Origin of the sequence: Lentzea terrae (assembly GCF_003265345.1) — a bacterium.
GTDB classification, from domain to species: Bacteria; Actinomycetota; Actinomycetes; order Mycobacteriales; family Pseudonocardiaceae; genus Lentzea; species Lentzea terrae.
This window is the reverse complement of record NZ_QFWW01000030.1, coordinates 486,684-505,364: the sequence shown is the minus strand read 5'-3', so window position 1 is coordinate 505,364 and position 18,681 is coordinate 486,684. Positions and strand designations below refer to the sequence as shown.

Here is an 18,681-nt window from a genome sequence, read left to right as displayed (position 1 = left end):
GCACGTGGCGGAGGCGTTGACCTCAGAGGCGATCCTCGTGGCAACCGAAGAGGTGCTGCGCAGGTACGGCCCTGCCAAGGCGACGGTGGTCGACGTCGCCAAGGCGCTCGGGGTCAGCCACGGCAGCGTCTACCGCCACTTCGCCACCAAGGCCGCGCTGCGCGAAGCCGTGACGCGGCGCTGGCTCGACGCGCAGCACGCGGCGATGGAGCCGGCGTTCGACCAGGGGCTCACCGCCGCCGAGATGCTCAGGATCTGGCTGCAGAAGCTCTTCGACCGCAAGAAGCACTCGCACGTCGAGGAACCCGAGCTGTTCGCGACGTACCTGGTGCTGGTCAGGGAGAGCCGGGCCATCCCCGAGTTCCACATCGAGCACCTCGTGGGCCAGCTCGCACGCATCATTTCGGCGGGAGTGGAAACCCACGAGTTCGTGACGGACGACGTGAACGCGACCGCCCAGGCGGTGTGGGACGCGACCGACCGGTTCCACCACCCGGCGCACGCCCAGGAGTGGGGGGATCCTCACATTCAGGACGCATTCGACGCCGTCGTCTCACTGATCATCGCTGGACTGCGGTACAACCGAAGCCCGAGTGCCGCAGGCGATGCTTGAGGGTCACGGAGGTGAGCGGTGCCGCCTGACGAGTGGATCGATCTGCTGGGAGCCCCGGAACGGCGTCCGGACCCGGTTGACTGGGACGCGGTCACCGCACGTGCGGGCACGGCTCTGCCCAGCGACTACGTGCACCTCGCGGAGGCCTATCCACCGCTGATCGTCGGCGGTTACGTCCGGATCCTGCACCCCACGGCACGGGCCGGCTTCATGAACTGGATGGCGCAGGCGCCGAAGCTCCTGCGGGCCCTGCGCCGGCAACCGGGACTGCGCGTGCACCCGGACGTGCCCGGCCTGCTGCCGTGGGGCACGACGCTGAACAGCGACCACTGCCTCTGGTACACGCAGGGCGAGCCGGACGAGTGGACCGTGGTGATCACGGACCTGCGGCAGAGCTGGTCGTACGACGGCAACTTCTCGAGCTTCGTCCGGAAGTTCCTGACCGGCGAGATCCGCTGCCCGATCTTCCCGGACGACGTCCCCGGCGGCTCCAAACCGTTCCAGGAGCCCTAGCCGGGGACGCGTTTTCTCCGACCCCCCGGTCAGTTCGCGGCGGCGGTCACCAGTGCGTTGCCGCTGCCCGTGCGGCCCGTGACCGTCAGCGAGGCGTCGCCCAGCGGCTCGGCCGAGACGTCGAAGTCGCTGCGGGCGTTGCCGGACGTGGACACCAGGTCGATGCGGGCGAGCGTGCCCTGGCGGATGCCGACGCGGATGTTGCCGGAGCCGGTGGCCAGCTGGACCTCGCCGGAGGCCGCGTCGGCCACGGTCAGGTCGCCGCTGCCGGTGCGGACCATGACGTCGCTCTGCACCGCGCCCAGCCACACGTCGCCGGTGCCGGTGATCAACGTGGAGCTGCCGCCCACCGACGACACCTCGACGTCACCGCTGCCGGTCTTGGCTTTCAGGCCGGCCAGCATCGTGCCCAGCCGGACCGTGCCCGCGCCCGAGTTCACCTTGGCCTCGCCGGTCGCCCGGTCCGCCGACACGCTGCCCGTGCCCGTGTTCAGGTCGATCCGGCCCGCACCGCCCGTGACGGTGATGTCTGCTGCGCCGGTCCGTGATGTCACGTGTGACCCCACTGGCGCCGTCACCACCACCGAGAGCGGCACCGCGCGCAACGGCAGCGCCTTCGACGACTCGATGCGCAAACGGTTGCCGAGCAGCTCGACGCGGGCTTCGCGCACGGCGTCCTCGGGACCGCCCGGTCCGGCGCCCTTGTCCGGACCGAACTGGCCGCTGACCCAGCTCAGCACGCTGGACAGGCCCTCGGTCCACGAGTTGCCCGCAGTCGGGTCGTGCCGCACCTCGACGTGCACGCCCGGCTCGTCGGCCAGGTGCACCTGCACGCGGCCGCTGAGCAGCGAGATGTCGATCTCGGCGATGCCCGCGAACTCGAAGCTCTGCTGACGCACCACGCCTGTTGGTTCCGACGGTTCGGTCATCCCGCTCACCCCTGCACCCATCCGCGGACGCGCGAGCCGGAGCCCGCGTTTCCGCTCCACCCCTTGTGCTGATGCTTGTGCTTGCCGTGGACCGACCCCTGCACCGCCTGCTGGATGAACGAGTTCAGCGACACGCCCTGGGCGGCCGCGGCGGCCTCGGCCTTCGACTTGAGCTCGTTGATCATGCGGAGGGTGATGCGGCTGATGTCACCCGTGGCGTCACCGAGCGGCACTTCCTGCCGCGGTGCGGGTTCCGGCTCCGGTTCGGCGGACCCGGTGACGACCACCTGCACGTCCCGGCCGGCCAGGCGTACCTCCACGACCTGGCCTTCCAGTGCGGCGGTGACCTCAGCGGCCAGGTCCGACAGTGCGTTCATGATTGCCAGTCGCGCGGCTGGCTCGAGCGCTGCGGACAACGCGGCGGCCGTTCGACGGGTGCTCTCGTCCCCCGCTGAGGCGGCCGTCGCCAGGTCCTCGCGCAGTGACGCGATGTACGGCGACAGATCCATGACACCACTATGACGTCACATCTGGCGTCGTGCAACCGTCGCCTGACATCAGGACTAATGTCCGCGTCATGCCGAGAGTGCGCTTGGTGGCGAAAACCGAGTTCATCCCGCCGGACGACGTGCCGTGGACGACGGACGCGGACGGCGGCGCGGCGCTCGTCGAGTTCGCCGGCCGGGCCTGCTACCAGTCGTGGGACCGCTCGAACCCCATGACGAACACCAACGCGACGTTCCTGCACCACCTGCTCGACGTCGGCCACCTCGCCGCGTTCGAGCACGGCAGCGCGTCGCTCTACCTGACCGAGCTGCCCCGGTCGCTCACCCACGAGCTGATCCGGCACCGGCACTTCTCGTACTCGCAGCTGTCCCAGCGCACCGACCCGACCGACGTCGTCGAGCCCGAGTTGATCGCTCGGGACCCGGAGCTGCACGCGCGGTTCGTCGCCGCGACCGAGGCGAGCCTCAAGGCCTACGAGGACCTGGTGCACAGCCTCGAGAAGACCGTCAACGGCCGGCGTGCGCGGCAGATCGCACGATCGGTGCTGCCCAACGCCACCGGCACCGAGATCGTCGTGACGGGCAACTACCGCTCGTGGCGGCACTTCATCGCGATGCGCGCGACCGAGCACATCAACGTCGAACTGCGCGAGCTCGCGGTCGCCTGCCTGCGCGAACTGACCAGGGCCGCGCCGAACGCGTTCGCCGACTTCGTCATCTCGACACTCCCGGACGGCACAGAAGTTGCCTCCAGCCCACTGGTGGTTGAAGGCTGACGCCCATGAAGCGGCTCATCGTGGACGTCCGCCCTGGCGAGTACACGGTCACGCGCCTGGCGGCGGACGCCCGAGTCCCCGCCGGGCTGCTCGACCTCACCGACGTGCTGGTGTCGGTGACCAGGACCCCGGACGAGATGTCGATCATCGCGCCCTCGTCGTTCGCACTGGACGGTGCCGCGGCCGAGAAGGGGTGGCGGCTGCTCACCGTGCGGGGGCCGCTGGAGTTCACGCTCACCGGCATCATGGCCGCGCTGGCGGGGGAGCTGGCCGCGGCGGGCGTCTCGCTGTTCGCGCTGTCCACTTACGACACGGACCACCTGCTCGTGAAGCACACCGACCTCGGTCGCGCCGTGCTCGCGTTGCGTGCTGCAGGTCACGAACTGGTTGTAGCGCCGGAAGTCTAGGAACCGATCCTGCGCGTGGCGGGTCTGAAGTACCGTCAACGTCCCCCGGCACATTCGTAGGAGCGCACGTTGCACGGACAGGCAGTCGAACCGCGGGTCATCGCGGGCAGGTACGCCCTGATGGCGGAGCTCGGCCGCGGTGGCATGGGCATCGTGTGGCGTGCGCAGGACCGCCACATCGGACGCTTCGTCGCGATCAAGGAACTGCACCTGCCCGACGGCATCGCGCACGAGGAACGCCGTGTGCTCGAAGAGCGCGCTCTGCGTGAGGCGCGCACCGCGGGCAAGCTCAACGACCCCAGCATCGTGACCGTCTACGACGCGATCAACGAGAACGGCACGACGTACATCGTCATGGAGCTGGTTGACGCGGCGACGCTGTCGTCGTTGATCGGCACGCACGGCCCGATGCCGCCGAACCAGGTCGTGTCGATCGCGCTGCAGGCGTTGTCCGCACTGGAGACCGCGCACCAGGCCGGGATCGTGCACCGCGACGTCAAGCCCGGCAACCTGATGGTCCGCCCGGACGGCAAGCTCAAGCTCACCGACTTCGGCATCGCCCAGGCCGTCGACGACCCGCGTCTCACGACCAGCGGCAGCCTCATCGGCTCGCCCGCGTACATGGCGCCGGAACGCATTCACGGCCACGAGGCGGGCCCCGCGTCCGACCTGTGGGCGCTGGGCGCGACCCTCTGCTACGCCGTCGAGGGCTGGAGCCCGTTCGAGCGCTCCTCCACGGCCTCGACGCTGCACGCGATCATGAGCGAGACGCCGCGGCTGACCCGCGCGACGGGCGTGCTGGGCGCCGTGATCACCGGCCTGCTGATCGCCGACCCGAACGCGCGACTCTCCGGCCCGCAGGCCCGCGCGATGCTCTCGAGCATCGGCAACCAGCCGACGCCGCCCACCGGAATTCCGCCTCAGGCCACGCAGCAGTACCAGCAGACGCAGGCCGTCGATCCCGCGAAGAAGAAGCGCAACCGCATCATCGCGTTGGTCGGCGCCGCCGTCATCGCCGCGGCGGCGTTCACGGGCGGCATCTTCGCGCACAGGGCGTTCTCGGCACCTGGCGGCAGCGGCAGCCAGGCGCTGACGTACGGCGAGGGAGGCCAGGTCCCGGTCTTCGGGCTGTACGAGAACAGCTGCGGCCTCGGCGAGGTCGCACCGGCCAAGCTGCTCAACTCGGACAGCCGCGAGGACTGCGAGAAGCCGCACGACTTCGAGGTGTTCGACGTGATCGACACGTTGCCCGTCCAGTCGAACCTGCCCGACACCGCCTACCCCGGCCTCGACGCGCTGAAGAGCCTCGGCGTCGCCCGCTGCGAGCTGACGCTGAAGTCGGAGTGGGTCAAGAACGGCACGAAGCTCAAGCTCACCACGCTGGTCCCCGGCGAGAACGCGTGGCGCAAGGACAAGGGCGGCAACGCGGACCGCAAGATCTGGTGCGTCGCCGCTGCCAAGGACGGCAGCAAGCTCGACGGCTCCATCAGCGCGAAGAAGGACAACTGACTGTGAAGAGGCTCGTTCCCGTCCTGCTGGCCCTGGGCTGCACGGCGGCGTTGACCGCCTGCACCAGCAACGAGGACAAGTTCGTCACCGAGCTCAAGGCCGCCGGGCACACCAACATCGGCGTGCCCAGCACGGAGAAGTCGAAGAAGTCCAAGAAGGTCGGCAAGCGCACGATCAAGACCTCGGACAAGACCATCGAGGTGATCGTGCGGGTGAAGGGCTGCGACCTGGAGTTCGCCAAGACGTCCGGGCAGTCCGGCTACTGGCTGGACGAGCTGCACGTCAACGGGCAGGAACCGGACTGGCCGGGGTACCCGGAGAACCTGAACCGCGACCAGACGGTCAAGCTGCTTGCGGACAGCTCCGCCAAGCCGGAAGGCTTCAAGAGCTGCTACAAGCCGAACGAGTCCTAGGAGCAGGTGTGGGTCTCGCACGCGACGAACGCAAGGCGCTCGTCGAACTGATGACCGAGCTCGGCCCGGACGCGCCGACGTTGTGCGGAACCTGGACGAACCGGGACCTCGCCGCGCACCTCGCGATCCGCGAGCGGCGGCTGGACACGGCGCCCGGCATCCTGCTGAAGCCGTTCGCGAAGTGGGCGGAGAAGGTGCAGGCGGACTACGCCCACAAGGCGTGGAGCGAACTGCTCGACCTGGTGCGCACGCCGCCGTTCTGGGTCCAGCCCATCGACTCGTACATCAACGCGACCGAGTACTTCGTGCACCACGAGGACGTGCGCCGCGCACAGCCCGACTGGGAGCCACGGCCGTACGACGCCCGCCGCGAGAACGCGCTGTGGAAGCTGCTGCCGTTCACCGCGAAGTTCACCTACCGCTCGTCCCCGGTCGGCGTGACCTTGGTGCGGCCGGACGGCGAGCACATCGTCGCCAAGCCGGGCGCGAACGGCGTGGTGATCACCGGTGAGGCGTCCGAGCTGGTGATGCTCGCGTTCGGTCGCGACCAGGCGCGGGTGGAGTACAGCGGCGACCCCGACGCGGTCGAACGAGTGCGGTCGTTGAACCGAAGTGTGTGAACTCGGGTAGTTTCTGCGCATGCCTGCAAGCCCGTACGCAGGGCCGAACCGCCCGTTCGGCCGCGTTCTCACCGCCATGGTCACGCCGTTCGACGCGCGCGGCGAGGTCGACCTCGCCAAGACGCAGGAGCTGGCGAAACACCTGGTGGACCTGGGCAACGACGGCCTGGTCGTCAACGGCACGACGGGGGAGAGCCCGACCACGACCGACCGCGAGAAGGCCGCGCTGATCACGGCCGTCGTGGAGGCCGTGGGCGACCGCGCGACCGTCGTGGCGGGCGCGGGCACGTACGACACCGCACACAGCGTCCACCTCGTGCAGCAGGCCGCGAAGGCCGGTGCGCACGGCGTGCTGGTCGTGACGCCGTACTACTCGCGGCCGCCGCAGGAGGGTCTGCTGGCGCACTTCACGGCCGTCGCCGACGCCTCCGAGCTGCCGGTGATGCTCTACGACATCCCGCCGCGCGCGGTCGTGCCGATCGAGGTCGACACGTTGCTGAGGTTGGCCGAGCACCCGCGGATCCTGGCCGTGAAGGACGCCAAGGGCGACCTGCACGCGGGCAGCCGGGTGATCGCGTCGACCGATCTCGCCTACTACTCGGGCGACGACCCGCTGAACCTGCCGTGGCTGTCCGTCGGCGCGGTCGGGTTCGTGAGCGTCATCGGCCACCTGGCGGCCGACCGCCTGCGGGATCTCATTGATGCGTATGAAGCCGGAGACGTGGTCCGGGCAAAAGAAATCCACGAGTCGCTGCTGCCGCTGCTGCGACCCTTCCGCCGGGTCCCCGGCGTGACGTACACGAAGGCCGCACTGCGCCTGCGCGGACTGGACGTGGGCGACCCGCGTCTGCCGCTGGTGCCCGCCGCGGCCGAGGACATCGAGGCCATCGCGGCCGAACTGGGAGTAAACGCGTGACCCAATCGACCGAATTGCCGCCCGCTCTGCCGGAAGGCGGCCTGCGGGTCGTCGCACTCGGCGGAATCGGCGAGGTCGGCCGCAACATGACCGTCTTCGAGCACGCCGGCCGGCTGCTCGTGGTCGACTGCGGCGTTCTGTTCCCCGAAGACGACCAACCGGGCGTAGACCTGATCCTGCCGGACTTCCGCGCCATCGAGGACCGGCTCGACGACATCGACGCCATCGTCCTGACGCACGGCCACGAGGACCACATCGGCGCCGTGCCGTTCCTGCTGAAGCTGCGCCCCGACGTGCAAGTCGTGGGCTCCCGTTTCACGCTGGCGCTGCTCGCCGCGAAGTGTCGTGAGCACCGCCAGACCCCGCGGCTCGTGGAGGTGAAGGAGGGGGAGCGGCGCTCGTACGGGCCGTTCGAGCTCGAGTTCTTCGCCGTCAACCACTCCATCCCGGACGCGCTGGCCGTGGCCATCCGCACGTCCGCGGGCCTGGTGCTGCACACCGGTGACATCAAGCTCGACCAGTTGCCGCTCGACGGCCGCCTGACCGACCTGGCGGGCTTCTCCCGCCTGGGCGACGAGGGCGTCGACCTCTTCCTGGTCGACTCGACCAACGCCGAGGTGCCCGGTTTCGTGGTGCCCGAGCGCGAGATCGGCCCGGTGCTGGAGAACGTGATCCGCAAGGCGTCGCAGCGGGTCATCGTCGCGTGCTTCGCCTCGCACGTGCACCGCGTGCAGCAGGTGCTGGACGTGGCGGTGCAGTACCAGCGCAAGATCGCGTTCGTCGGCCGCTCGATGGTGCGCAACATGGGCATCGCGTCCGAGCTCGGCTTCCTGAACGTGCCCGACGGGTTGTTCGTGGACCTCGACGTGGCGATGCGCATGGAGGAGCACGAGGTCATCTTCGTCTCCACCGGTTCGCAGGGCGAGCCGCTCTCCGCGCTGTCCCGCATGGCCCGCGGCGACCACCGCCAGATCTCGATCCGCGAGGGCGACACGGTGATCCTGGCGTCGTCGCTGATCCCCGGCAACGAGAACGCGGTCTTCAACGTCGTCAACGGCCTGGCCAAGCTCGGCGCCACCGTCGTGCACCAGGGCAACGCCAAGGTGCACGTCTCCGGCCACTCACCGGCCGGTGAACTCTTGTTCCTCTACAACGCCGTCCGGCCGTCCAACGTGATGCCGGTGCACGGCGAGTGGCGGCACTTGCGGGCCAACGCGGCTCTGGCCGTCGCGACCGGTGTCGCCGAGGACCACGTGGTGATCGCCGAGGACGGCGTTGTCGTGGACCTCGTCGACGGCAAGGCGGCTGTCTCCGGACGCGTTGTGGTGGGCCACGTCTACGTCGACGGCCTGTCCGTGGGCGACGTGGGTGAGTCCACTTTGTCCGACCGGCTGGTGCTGGGCGAGGGCGGCTTCATCTCGATCTCGGTCGCCATCGACACCACCACGGGCAGGGCCGTGTCCTCGCCGACGATCTCCGGGCGTGGCTTCTCCGACGACCCCAAGGCTTTGGACCAGGTCGTGCCGTTGGTCGAGATGGAGCTGGCGCGGACCGAGGCCGAGGGGATCACGGACACGCACCGCATTGCACAGGCAGTGCGGCGGGTCGTTGGGCGTTGGGTCGCCGAGACGTACCGGCGCCGGCCGATGATCGTGCCGACGGTCATTCCGGTGTGACCCTGCTGTGATCTGCGTCCCCCTCGTCCGCTAAGGTCTAGATCCAGACCATGGACGAGGGGGTCGCCTCATGGCCGATGACGTTTTCTCTCCACCCGGCAAGGAAGACATCTTTCTTCCGCCGATCTTCTCCTGGCACGAGCCGTTCGGCCTGCCGTTCACCCTCGCGGTGACCAAGCCGCAGATCCTGCTGGTCCTCTCAGTGGTGATCATCCTGACGTTCTTCCTGACCACCACGAGGAACCTCAAGCTCGTCCCGACCAGGTGGCAGTTCGCCGCCGAGTCCGTCTACGACTTCGGGCGCAACACCATCGCGCGGGAGCAGATCGGTGCGAAGGAGTTCGCGCCGTACGTGCCGCTGATCGTCAGCATCTTCTGCTTCGCGCTGGTGAACAACCTCTACGGGTTGATCCCGTTCGTGCAGTTCCCGACGTTCACGCACAGCGGCTTCCCGTTGGCCATCGTGCTGATCATCTACCCGCTCTACCACATCGTGGGCGTCCGGAAGTTCGGGCTGCGCGGCTACCTGCGCAACCAGTTCATCATCCCGGAGGTGCCGAAAGGCGTGCTGTGGGGACTGCTGATCCCCACCGAGGTCATCCTGAAGTTCTTCTTCGACCCGCTGAACCTGATGATCCGGGTGTTCGCGGCGATGTTCGCGGGTCACCTGCTGGTGATGGTGTTCACGCTCGGCGGCGAGTTCCTGCTGCTGCACGGCCCGATCTGGCTGAAGCCGGTGTCGGTGCTGGGCTTCGGGCTCGCGATCGGGCTGATCTTCCTGGAGGCGCTGGTGCAGGTGCTGCAGGCGTACATCTTCGCGTTGCTGTCGGCGCACTTCATCGGGCGCGCGCTGGCGGAGCAGCACTAAGGGCGCTGGCACACCAGGTGCAGCGACTCCTCGGGCATGGCGCCGGGGTAGGACGGCGTGAAAACCGGCCGGCTCCGGCGCACGACCCGCAGGCCCACGTCGGCGAGGTGGGACTCGAAGTTCTCCTCGGAGAACGACGACACCTCGATCTCCTGGCCCATCCACGGCAGCGTGATCTGCTCGACGTCGATCGCCACGGTGGCCAGGAAGAAGTGGCCGCCCGGCCGCAGCCACGCCGAGACGCGGCCGAGGGTCTGGATGATCTCGGCCTGCGGCATCTGCAGCAGGGAGAAGACGGCGCAGATGACGTCCCACGAACCGGGCGGCGACTCGAAGTCGCGGATGTCGATCTTGTGGAACGTCGCGTCGGGGACCTGGGCGGTGGCGATGTCGACCATCACCGGTGAGACGTCGAGGCCGGTGACCTTCATGCCGGCCTTGGCGAGGGTGCGGGCCACCGGAACCCCGGTGCCGCAACCGATGTCCAGCACGCGCGAGCCGGAGGGCTGCGTCGCGGCGAACCAGGCGAGGGTGCCGTGCAGCGCGGGCTGGTGCGACCACGCTCGTTGGTATTCCAGTCCCAGCGTGTCGAAGACATCGGCCGCGTTCATCTCCGCCCCCTCATTTCGGCCCAATCCACCTGATGTGAAGTGTGGAGAAGGCCTCTGCACGGACTCTGGATGGCTTCTGGACGAAAACTGACGGTAGGTTGCTGGGTGACTGCGGACAGCAACGGAGTGGGACACAGGGTGCAGAACGAGTTGCGCGTCAGCATGCTGGGCGCGCTCGCGGCGACGGTGGACGGCCAGGAGCTCACTTTGGGGCCGCCGCGGCAGAGAGCTGTCCTTGCCGTGCTTGCCTTGCGCGCCAACCACGTCGTGTCGCGCAGCGAGCTGATCGACGCCGTCTGGGGCGATGAGCCGCCGGCGAGCGCGGACAACGGCATCCACACCTACGTGGCCGGTCTGCGCCGCCTGTTCGAGCCGAAGCGGGCGTCGCGGGCGCCGAGCTCCGTGCTGCTCTCCACTGACGCTGGATACTTGCTGAAGCTCCCATCCGGTAGTTCAGACGTCGCCACGTTCCGCGCCCATCTGGATGATGCGGGCCGTTTGCGCACACAGCCCGCGGAGGCCATCAGCGCGTTCGACGCCGCTCTGGGCTTGTGGCGTGGCATCGCTCTGGATGGTGTGCCTGGACCGTTCGCTGCGGTCGAACGCGCGCGCTTGGCCGAGTTACGACTCACGGCGGTGGAGCAGCGCGCCGCGTTGATGCTGTCCGTCGGGCGCGAGGCGGAGGTGGCGGCGGAGCTGACGACGTTGGTCAGTGCGCATCCGCTGCGAGAGAGGCTGCACGGCCTGCTGATGTCGGCCCTCTACCGCGGGGGCAGGCAGGCGGAGGCGTTGGCCGTCTACACGGACTTACGCCGGCTGCTGATCGAGGAACTCGGCATCGAGCCCGGCCCTGAACTCCGCCAACTGCACGAACAACTGCTCGTCGGCCGCCACGATCCGCAGCCAGAGCCCGCGGCGCCCGTGCTGGTGCCCGTCCAACTACCGCACGAGATCCGTGACTTCACCGGCCGTGCCAAAGAACTCGCCAAGCTCTCCGAAGTCGTGCCGCACGACCACTCCCCGGTGCTCGTCGCGATCACCGGCACCGGGGGCGTCGGCAAGACCGCGCTCGCCGTCCGGTTCGCGCACCAGGTGGCCGCGCGCTTCCCCGACGGTCAGCTGCACGTCGATCTGCGCGGGTTCGACGCGTCGTCGCCGCCCGTGCAGCCCGCCGCCGCGCTGCACCAGTTGTTGCAGAGCCTCGGCGTTCCGGCCGAACGCATCCCGGACGACCTGCCGGCGAAGTCCGCGCTGTACCGCAGCGTGCTGGCCGGTAAACGGGTGCTGGTGCTGCTCGACAACGCGCGGCTGGCCGACCAGGTTCGCCCGCTGCTGCCGGGGCGCAGCTCGTCGATGGTGCTGGTGACCTCGCGCAACCACCTCGGGGGGCTCGTGGCGAGGGACGGCGCGCACTCGGTGACGCTGTCCACGCTGACTCGCGACGAAGCGTTGGCGCTGCTGACTTCCGCGGTGGGGTCGGACCGGGTCGCCGCCGAACCCCAAGCCGCCGCCAAGCTGGTCGAGCTGTGCGGCCATCTGCCGTTGGCGGTGCGGATCGCGGCCGAACGCGTCGTCACCCGCCCGCACCTCACGTTGACCGACCTCGCCAACGACCTGGCCGACGAACGCGACCGACTGAACGTCCTGGCGACCGGCGACGACGAGGACACCGCCGTGCGCGCGGCCTTCTCGTGGTCGTACCTGGCGCTGAAACCGGACGCGGCACGGGTGTTCCGGCTCATCGGCCTGCATCCGGGCGCCGAGATCAGCCTGACCGCCGTGGCCGCGCTGGCCGGCCTGCCGGTGTCGCGGGCGCGCGTCCTGGTGGACGTGCTGGCCGGCGGCCACATGCTGGAGGAGGTCGCTCGCGGCCGGTTCCGCCTGCACGACCTGCTGCGCTTGTACGCCACGGAACTGAGCACCACCGAGGAGTCCGCGGAGGGCCGTGCCGAGGCTGTGCAGCGCCTGCTGCACTGGTACGCCGACACCGCGAACGCCGCCGGCTTGGTCATCGCGCCGCCGGACCACCCGTCGTTCCTGCTGCCGCCACTGTCCACTCAGGACTTCACCTCGCACGACGACGCGTTCACCTGGTGCCGCACGGAATCCGCGAACCTGCTGGCCGTAGCGCGCCTCGGCGAGGAGGAGCACTCGCCGGCGGCGTGGCAGATCCCCGTGGCGCTGTGGAACTACTTCATCGTCTCCAGCTCGCTGGACGAGTGGACCCGCACCTACCGCGTCGCCGAACGCGCCGCCGCCCGCGACGGCCACCAGGCAGCGCGTGCCTGGGCGGTCCACGGCCAGGGCCTCGCGGCGTTCCGCGGTCAGCGCTTCGCCGACGCCCTCGAACTCTTCGACCGCGCGCTGGCGATCCGGCGCGAGATCGACGACCGCGTCGGTGCCGCGTGGAGCCTGACCGGCCTGGGCATGGCCTACGGCGGCTTGTGCCAGTTCGACCTGGCTGTGGATCGTTTCGGTGAGGCCCTCGACCGCCACGCCGAGGTGGGCTCGTGGTTCGGGCAGGGCGGTACGCGCCTGTTCCTCAGCGACATCCTCCGCTCGGCCGGTCAGTACGACGCTTCTCTCGAGTCGGCGCAGATGGCGTTCGAGCTGATGGACTCGCACGACGCCGTGCACGGCAAGGCGATGGCGCTGGTGAGCATCGGCTGGGCGCAGTTCAGGCTGGGACAACGCGTCGAGTCGCGCGACTCGTTCCGGCACGCGCTGGCGTTCCTGCGCGTGCTCGGTGACCGCAAGAGCCTCGCGGAAGCGTTGCACGGCTTGGGGGAGACGAGCGCCGGCCAGCCCGACGTCGCGCGCACGCACCTGCTGGAAGCGTTGACGATCTACGAGGACTACGACCACCCGCTCACCCCGGAGGTGCGGGCGCGCCTGCACGAGTTGGCGTAGACGCGCACTTCGTCGAACGCGGAGCCGGGGTGCCGGTGCTCGCCGTCCACGGCTGGACGCCTGACCACCTCTTGATGCTGGGGTGCCTGGAGCCGGTTCTCGCCGTGCGAAACGGGTATCGGCGCCTGTACCCCGACCTGCCGAGGATGGGGCGGTCGCCAGCAGGGGGATGTGGCGTCGGCCGAGGACATCCTTGCCGCACTTGAAGAATTCGTGGACGAGCACACCGACGCGCCGTTCTTGCTGATAGGCGAGTCCTTTGGCGGGCGCCTCGCGAGGGCGTTGACGCACCGGCGACCGAGCCAGGTGCGCGGGCTGGCGTTGCTCTGTCCCGTGGCCGCGTATCTCGGAGCGCCTGGCCGACGCTGCCCGCGTTCGAGGTTCGCCGGTCGGACGGCGTGAAGCTGGCCGAGCGGTTCGACGGCCGACGCGGCCGCGATCGAGGAGATCGGGCGGCCGTTCGTCGACGAAGTCCTGCCGACCTGCAACTCGCGGACCGTGGGGAGCTGGCGCGCATCCTTCGCCTTCGGCCGCCCCCCGCGCTTCCGAATAGCGGGAGAAACGACAACAGTGTTTCAGGACATTCGCTACCCGTGTGGGTGTGGACAACCCGAACCTCTCGCATTTCTGTCACAGTCACCAGACGAGCGAGCGCCTGGTTCAGGACATGTGTCACTCGATCGAGCGGACGGAGTTGTTCAACGCGCTCATGGACGAGTGGTTGGACCGGGTAGAAAAGCGTCCGTGCACTTCGTAGAACACGGTGCGGGCACCCCGGTGCTCGCCGTCCACGGCTGGACCCCCGACCACCGCCTGATGCTGGGCTGCCTGGAACCGCTCTTCGCGACCAGGCCCGGCTACCGGCGCCTGTACCCCGACCTGCCGGCGATGGGAAAGTCGCCGGCCGACGACGTGAAGTCCACCGACGACGTCCTCGCGGCGCTTGAAGAATTCGTGGACGAGCACATCGACGGACCGTTCCTGCTGATCGGCGAGTCGTACGGCGGCTATCTCGCGCGAGCGATGGCGCATCGCCGTCCCGACCAGGTGGCCGGGCTCGCGTTGATCTGCCCGACCGGCACGAACGTCCACGCCCAGGACCGGACGGTGCCCGAGTTCGAGGTCCGCCGGTCGGACAACGTTGAGCTGGAGCCGGAGCTGGCCGCGCAGTTCGACGGCATGGCCGTGGTGCGGACGGCCGAGACGGCGCGGCGGTTCGCGGAGGAGATCCTGCCCGGGCTGCACGTCGCGGACCGCGAGGGGATGGCGCGGATCTTCGAGCGGTGGGAGCTGTCGGCCGGGCCGGAGCTCGGCACGTACGACAAGCCGGCGCTGTTCCTCACCGGGCGTCAGGACAACGTCACCGGATACGAGGACGTGTACGCGTTGCTGCCGCACTACCCGTACGCGTCGTTCGCCGTGTTGGACACCGCCGGGCACAACCTGCAGATCGAGCAACCGGCGTTGTTCAACGCGCTCATGGGGGAGTGGCTGGACCGGGTTGCTCAGTAGGGGTCTTCCCTGATGTGCGCGCGCTGATGCGTAGGCAAGCTACATGTCATGCAGAAACGCATGAGAACCCTGGTGGTGTGGCTGCACGTCGTCACGTCCGTCGGCTGGCTCAGCCAGGCCGTGGCGTTGCTGGCACTGGTGCTCTACGGCATGAAGACGGGCGATGACAACGCCTTCAAGATGGCGCGGGTGCTCGACCACCAGGTGCTCGCGTTCATGGGGGCCGCCAGTGCGTTCACCGGCATGATGCTCAGCGCCACGACGCCGTGGGGCTACTTCCGGCACTGGTGGGTGCTCGCGAAGTTCGTGATCACCGTGGGGCAGTTGTACATCGGCATCTTCATCCTGAGCGACAACCTCGAAGCGGCGTCGCACGGTCACGTCACGCCGTGGCTGCCGGTCGGCACGGCTTTCATGATCAGCGCGTTCTCGTTCCAGACGTGGCTCAGCGTCGCGAAGCCGTGGGGGCGCACGCCGTGGGCAGACCCGAAGGTCAAACTGCCCACGGCGAGCACCAAGGCGTTCGTGCTGGCCCTGGTGATCCCGGCGGCGGACTTCGTGATCGGCGTCTACACGGCCAGCCCGGCGCCGTTCCTGATGCTGGTCACGGTGATCGCCTACGCGATCAGGCGGGCCGCCAGGGGGAGGAACCGGTCGTCGGACGCGTCGGGTCGTGGAAGCGCGGCACGTCCGGCTCGTCGAGACGCAGCGGCACCAAGCCCTCGGTGATCGCGAGCATGATCCGCTCGTGCGCGCGCCGGGCGTCGCCCATCGTCTCCGCGTTCAGGTCGGACAGCTCGACCGGCTTGCCGAAGTGGACCTTGAACGTCGGGCGCTTGCGGACCGCGGACAGCCACGACGTCAGGTACGGCAGGAAGTCCCTCCAGCCGCTCACGTGCAGGTTGCCCCAGTAGACCGCCTCGTGCGCGCCCCACTGGCTGATCGGGATGACCGGGATGCTTCCGCCCAGCGCCATGCGGGCGACGCCGGTCTTGCCGCGCTCCGGCCACATGCCGGGGTCCAGCGTGATCTTGCCCTCGGGGTAGACGGCGATCGGGTCGCCGCCCTTCTGCAACGCCTCGACGGCGCGGTGCATCGCCTCGCCCACGTTCGCGGACCTGCGGTCGACGCGGAGGTGGCCGCACGCCTTCAGCGCCGGGCCCATGACCGGCGCGTCGAGCAGCCCGCCCGCGAGCATGAAGCGCGGGTTGATGCCCACCTTGCGACACGCCGCGATGAGCACGAACGGGTCGAGGTTGCCGATGTGGTTGGAAGCGAGCAGCAACGGCTTGCCGAGCAGCTCGGGCGGAACGTCGCCGGACACCTCGAGCTTGCCGGTCAGCGCGACGAAGCCACGGTCGATCGCCATGAGCACGCGCCAGAAGAGCGGTGTGGACACGCGGGGCAGCGTACGGCGTGTCGGAACGACACCGTGCAGGATCCGGGGAAGCATGAGGTTTCGCACGCGTCCCAGTTGCAAACGGGGCTGGTGAGACGCGAGGGACTACCTTATACACATGGCCGGGCGTACAGGGACTTCACGCAAGACCACGTCACGCGGCAAAGCACCTGCGAAGCCGCGGGCGCGATCCGCCGCGTCCAAAAAGCCCGCTCCACGCAAGAGCAGTGGCGCCATCAGCGCCGTGTGGGGCGGCATCGGACGTGGTGTCGGCACCGTGGTGCGAGCGATCACCGGCACCAAAGGCCTCGATCCCGAGCATCGGCGGGACGGCATCGGGCTGTTCCTCATCGCACTCGCGGTCATCACCGGCGCGGGTGTGTGGTGGCAGGCGGGAGGGCCGGTCGGCCAGTGGGTCGACGTCGCCGTGCGCAGCTCTGTCGGGTTCCCGGCGGTGATCGTCCCCGTGGTGCTGCTCGGCATCGGCGTGACGCTGATGCGCACGGACGCGAAGCCGGAGGAGCGGTTCCGGCTGGTCATCGGTGGCGTGCTGATCGGTATCGGTGTGCTCGGCATGTTCCACCTGATCGGCGGTCTGCCGATGGAACCGCTGGCGCGACGCGACGCGGGTGGCGCGCTGGGCTACCTGGCCGGTGGGTTCCTCGCACAGGGCCTCACGCCGTGGGTCGCGGGTCCGCTGCTCGTGCTGATCTTCGTCTTCGGTCTGCTCTGCGTGCTGCACTGGCCGGTTCGCGAGGTGCCGCAGCGACTTCGCGCGCTCGTGCACCGTGAACGGCCGCAGGAAGCGGTCGACGAGACCGAGGAAGAGGAACCGAAGCCGGTTCGCCTGCGCCGTCCGTCGCGCCGTCGTCAGGCCGCCGCGCCCGTGGAAGAGGAGCCGCAGGCCGAACTTCCGCTGGAGGAGCCGGAACCGGCCCCGGCGAAGCCCGCTCCGAAGAAGGAGAAGGCCGCCGCGCCGGCGATGGTCGTGCGCGCGGTGGAGGGCGAGTACCAGCTGCCGCCGCCGGACGTCCTCAAGGACGGTGACGCGCCGAAGACCCGCAGCAAGGCCAACGACCAGATGATCGAGGCCATCACCGGTGTCCTCGACCAGTTCTCGATCGACGCGCAGGTCACCGGCTTCACCCGCGGCCCGACGGTCACGCGGTACGAGGTCGAGCTCGGCCCCGGCGTGAAGGTCGAGAAGATCACCGCGCTGACCAAGAACATCGCGTACGCCGTGGCGACGGACAACGTGCGCCTGCTGGCCCCGATTCCCGGCAAGTCGGCGGTCGGCATCGAGGTGCCGAACAGCGACCGCGAGATGGTGCGGCTCGGCGACGTCCTGCGCGCGCCGTCCACGGTCAAGGACACGCATCCGATGGTGATCGGCCTCGGCAAGGACATCGAGGGCCACATGGTCACCGCGAACCTGACGAAGATGCCGCACCTGCTGGTCGCGGGCTCCACGGGTTCCGGTAAGTCGTCGTTCGTCAACTCGATGCTGGTGTCGCTGCTGGCCCGCGCGACGCCGGACGAGGTCCGGATGATCCTCATCGACCCGAAGATGGTCGAGCTGACGCCGTACGAGGGCATCCCGCACCTGATCACGCCGATCATCACGCAGCCGAAGAAGGCCGCGGCGGCGCTCGCGTGGCTCGTCGAGGAGATGGAGCAGCGCTACCAGGACATGCAGGTCAACCGAGTGCGCCACGTCGACGACTTCAACCGCAAGGTCAAGTCCGGCGAGATCACCGCGCCGCCCGGATCCGAGCGCGTCTACCGGCCGTACCCGTACATCATGGCGATCGTCGACGAGCTCGCCGACCTGATGATGACCGCGCCACGCGACGTCGAGGACGCCATCGTGCGCATCACGCAGAAGGCGCGTGCCGCGGGCATCCACCTGGTGCTGGCGACGCAGCGTCCGTCCGTGGACGTCGTCACGGGTCTGATCAAGACGAACGTGCCGTCGCGGCTGGCGTTCGCGACCTCGTCGTTGACCGACTCGCGGGTCATCCTGGACCAGCCCGGTGCCGAGAAGCTGATCGGCATGGGCGACGCGCTGTACCTGCCGATGGGTGCCTCGAAGCCGGTGCGCATCCAGGGCGCGTTCGTCGGCGACGAGGAGATCTCGTCGATCGTCGAGTTCACCAAGAACCAGGCCCAGCCGGAGTACACCGACGGCGTCACGTCGCAGAAGGCCGGCGAGAAGAAGGAGATCGACGCCGACATCGGCGACGACCTCGAGCTGCTGGTGCAGGCGACCGAGCTGATCGTCACGTCGCAGTTCGGCTCGACGTCGATGTTGCAGCGCAAGCTCCGCGTCGGGTTCGCGAAGGCGGGGCGCCTCATGGACCTGCTGGAGACCCGCGGGGTGGTCGGGCCGTCCGAGGGCTCGAAGGCACGTGAGGTGCTGATCAAGCCGGACGAGCTCGAGTCCGTGATCTACCTGATGCGTGGAGGCGGCCCCGCCGAGGTGGACGAGGACTGAGTTCTACTT

The 18,681-nt window shown here is 69.0% G+C and carries 19 protein-coding genes; 15 read left to right on the top strand and 4 right to left on the bottom strand.

What is annotated here, in order from left to right:
* The first annotated feature begins 4 nt into the window (after nucleotides 1-4).
* On the top strand, nucleotides 5-613 hold the full coding sequence (locus DI276_RS39415) for a TetR family transcriptional regulator (RefSeq protein ID WP_112273328.1): 609 nt from the start codon (nucleotides 5-7) through the stop codon (nucleotides 611-613).
* Between the two features lie 18 nt (nucleotides 614-631).
* Nucleotides 632-1,126 (top strand): hypothetical protein, encoded by a 495-nt coding sequence (locus tag DI276_RS39410; protein ID WP_112273326.1) that lies wholly within the window; start codon nucleotides 632-634, stop codon nucleotides 1,124-1,126.
* A gap of 29 nt (nucleotides 1,127-1,155) precedes the next feature.
* Here the strand turns inward: DI276_RS39410 and DI276_RS39405 are convergent, their stop codons facing one another.
* Entirely contained in the window at nucleotides 1,156-2,055 is a 900-nt protein-coding gene (locus tag DI276_RS39405; protein ID WP_112273324.1) for a DUF4097 family beta strand repeat-containing protein, read from the bottom strand.
* A gap of 5 nt (nucleotides 2,056-2,060) precedes the next feature.
* On the bottom strand, nucleotides 2,061-2,564 hold the full coding sequence (locus DI276_RS39400) for a toxin-antitoxin system HicB family antitoxin (RefSeq protein ID WP_112273322.1): 504 nt from the start codon (nucleotides 2,562-2,564) through the stop codon (nucleotides 2,061-2,063).
* A 68-nt stretch (nucleotides 2,565-2,632) separates the two neighbouring features.
* Here DI276_RS39400 and thyX point away from each other — a divergent pair, with 68 nt between their 5' ends.
* The 8 genes from thyX to DI276_RS39360 all read left to right on the top strand — a co-directional run bounded on the left by thyX (nucleotide 2,633) and on the right by DI276_RS39360 (nucleotide 9,746).
* Nucleotides 2,633-3,337, top strand: a complete 705-nt coding sequence (thyX, locus tag DI276_RS39395; protein WP_112273320.1) for an FAD-dependent thymidylate synthase — start codon at nucleotides 2,633-2,635, stop codon at nucleotides 3,335-3,337.
* A 5-nt stretch (nucleotides 3,338-3,342) separates the two neighbouring features.
* A complete protein-coding gene (locus tag DI276_RS39390) occupies nucleotides 3,343-3,744 on the top strand; it encodes an ACT domain-containing protein (protein WP_112273318.1) in 402 nt (133 codons plus the stop codon).
* 69 nt (nucleotides 3,745-3,813) lie between these two features.
* Nucleotides 3,814-5,253: a serine/threonine-protein kinase gene (locus tag DI276_RS39385; RefSeq protein WP_232837227.1), complete on the top strand. Its 1,440-nt coding sequence runs from the start codon at nucleotides 3,814-3,816 to the stop codon at nucleotides 5,251-5,253.
* Nucleotides 5,254-5,255: 2 nt separating this feature from the next.
* Nucleotides 5,256-5,666: a hypothetical protein gene (locus DI276_RS39380; protein ID WP_112273316.1), complete on the top strand. Its 411-nt coding sequence runs from the start codon at nucleotides 5,256-5,258 to the stop codon at nucleotides 5,664-5,666.
* Nucleotides 5,667-5,674: 8 nt separating this feature from the next.
* The gene (locus tag DI276_RS39375) at nucleotides 5,675-6,286 is read left to right on the top strand and encodes a TIGR03085 family metal-binding protein (protein ID WP_112273314.1); all 612 of its coding nucleotides are present in this window, start codon (nucleotides 5,675-5,677) and stop codon (nucleotides 6,284-6,286) included.
* Between the two features lie 19 nt (nucleotides 6,287-6,305).
* A complete protein-coding gene (dapA, locus tag DI276_RS39370) occupies nucleotides 6,306-7,202 on the top strand; it encodes a 4-hydroxy-tetrahydrodipicolinate synthase (protein ID WP_112273305.1) in 897 nt (298 codons plus the stop codon).
* Nucleotides 7,199-8,878, top strand: coding sequence for a ribonuclease J (locus tag DI276_RS39365; protein WP_112273303.1), 1,680 nt, complete (start codon nucleotides 7,199-7,201; stop codon nucleotides 8,876-8,878). The genes dapA and DI276_RS39365 overlap by 4 nt, the downstream gene beginning before the upstream one ends.
* Before the next feature lie 70 nt (nucleotides 8,879-8,948).
* Nucleotides 8,949-9,746 (top strand): F0F1 ATP synthase subunit A, encoded by a 798-nt coding sequence (locus DI276_RS39360; protein ID WP_112273301.1) that lies wholly within the window; start codon nucleotides 8,949-8,951, stop codon nucleotides 9,744-9,746.
* On the opposite strand, the gene DI276_RS39355 is transcribed toward DI276_RS39360, so the two are convergent.
* Nucleotides 9,743-10,357 (bottom strand): class I SAM-dependent methyltransferase, encoded by a 615-nt coding sequence (locus DI276_RS39355; RefSeq protein ID WP_112273299.1) that lies wholly within the window; start codon nucleotides 10,355-10,357, stop codon nucleotides 9,743-9,745. The two genes, DI276_RS39360 and DI276_RS39355, sit on opposite strands and share 4 nt — an antisense overlap.
* Nucleotides 10,358-10,462: 105 nt before the next feature.
* Between DI276_RS39355 and DI276_RS39350 the strand changes: the two genes are divergently transcribed.
* From DI276_RS39350 to DI276_RS39335, 4 genes are all read left to right on the top strand, one after another.
* A complete protein-coding gene (locus DI276_RS39350) occupies nucleotides 10,463-13,267 on the top strand; it encodes an AfsR/SARP family transcriptional regulator (RefSeq protein ID WP_232837226.1) in 2,805 nt (934 codons plus the stop codon).
* 171 nt (nucleotides 13,268-13,438) lie between these two features.
* Complete coding sequence (locus DI276_RS39345; RefSeq protein ID WP_232837225.1) at nucleotides 13,439-13,669, top strand: alpha/beta fold hydrolase; 231 nt, start codon at nucleotides 13,439-13,441, stop codon at nucleotides 13,667-13,669.
* A gap of 342 nt (nucleotides 13,670-14,011) precedes the next feature.
* Nucleotides 14,012-14,779 carry an alpha/beta fold hydrolase gene (locus tag DI276_RS39340; protein ID WP_112273295.1) on the top strand — a complete coding sequence of 256 codons (768 nt, stop codon included), beginning with the start codon at nucleotides 14,012-14,014 and terminating at the stop codon, nucleotides 14,777-14,779.
* A 60-nt stretch (nucleotides 14,780-14,839) separates the two neighbouring features.
* Complete coding sequence (locus tag DI276_RS39335) at nucleotides 14,840-15,508, top strand: hypothetical protein (RefSeq protein ID WP_198681186.1); 669 nt, start codon at nucleotides 14,840-14,842, stop codon at nucleotides 15,506-15,508.
* Here the strand turns inward: DI276_RS39335 and DI276_RS39330 are convergent.
* Nucleotides 15,405-16,232: a lysophospholipid acyltransferase family protein gene (locus tag DI276_RS39330; RefSeq protein WP_112273508.1), complete on the bottom strand. Its 828-nt coding sequence runs from the start codon at nucleotides 16,230-16,232 to the stop codon at nucleotides 15,405-15,407. The genes DI276_RS39335 and DI276_RS39330 overlap by 104 nt on opposite strands.
* Before the next feature lie 64 nt (nucleotides 16,233-16,296).
* On the opposite strand from DI276_RS39330, the gene DI276_RS39325 reads away from it, so the two are divergent.
* Entirely contained in the window at nucleotides 16,297-18,672 is a 2,376-nt protein-coding gene (locus tag DI276_RS39325) for a DNA translocase FtsK (protein ID WP_112273293.1), read from the top strand.
* Nucleotides 18,673-18,681 lie beyond the last annotated feature (9 nt).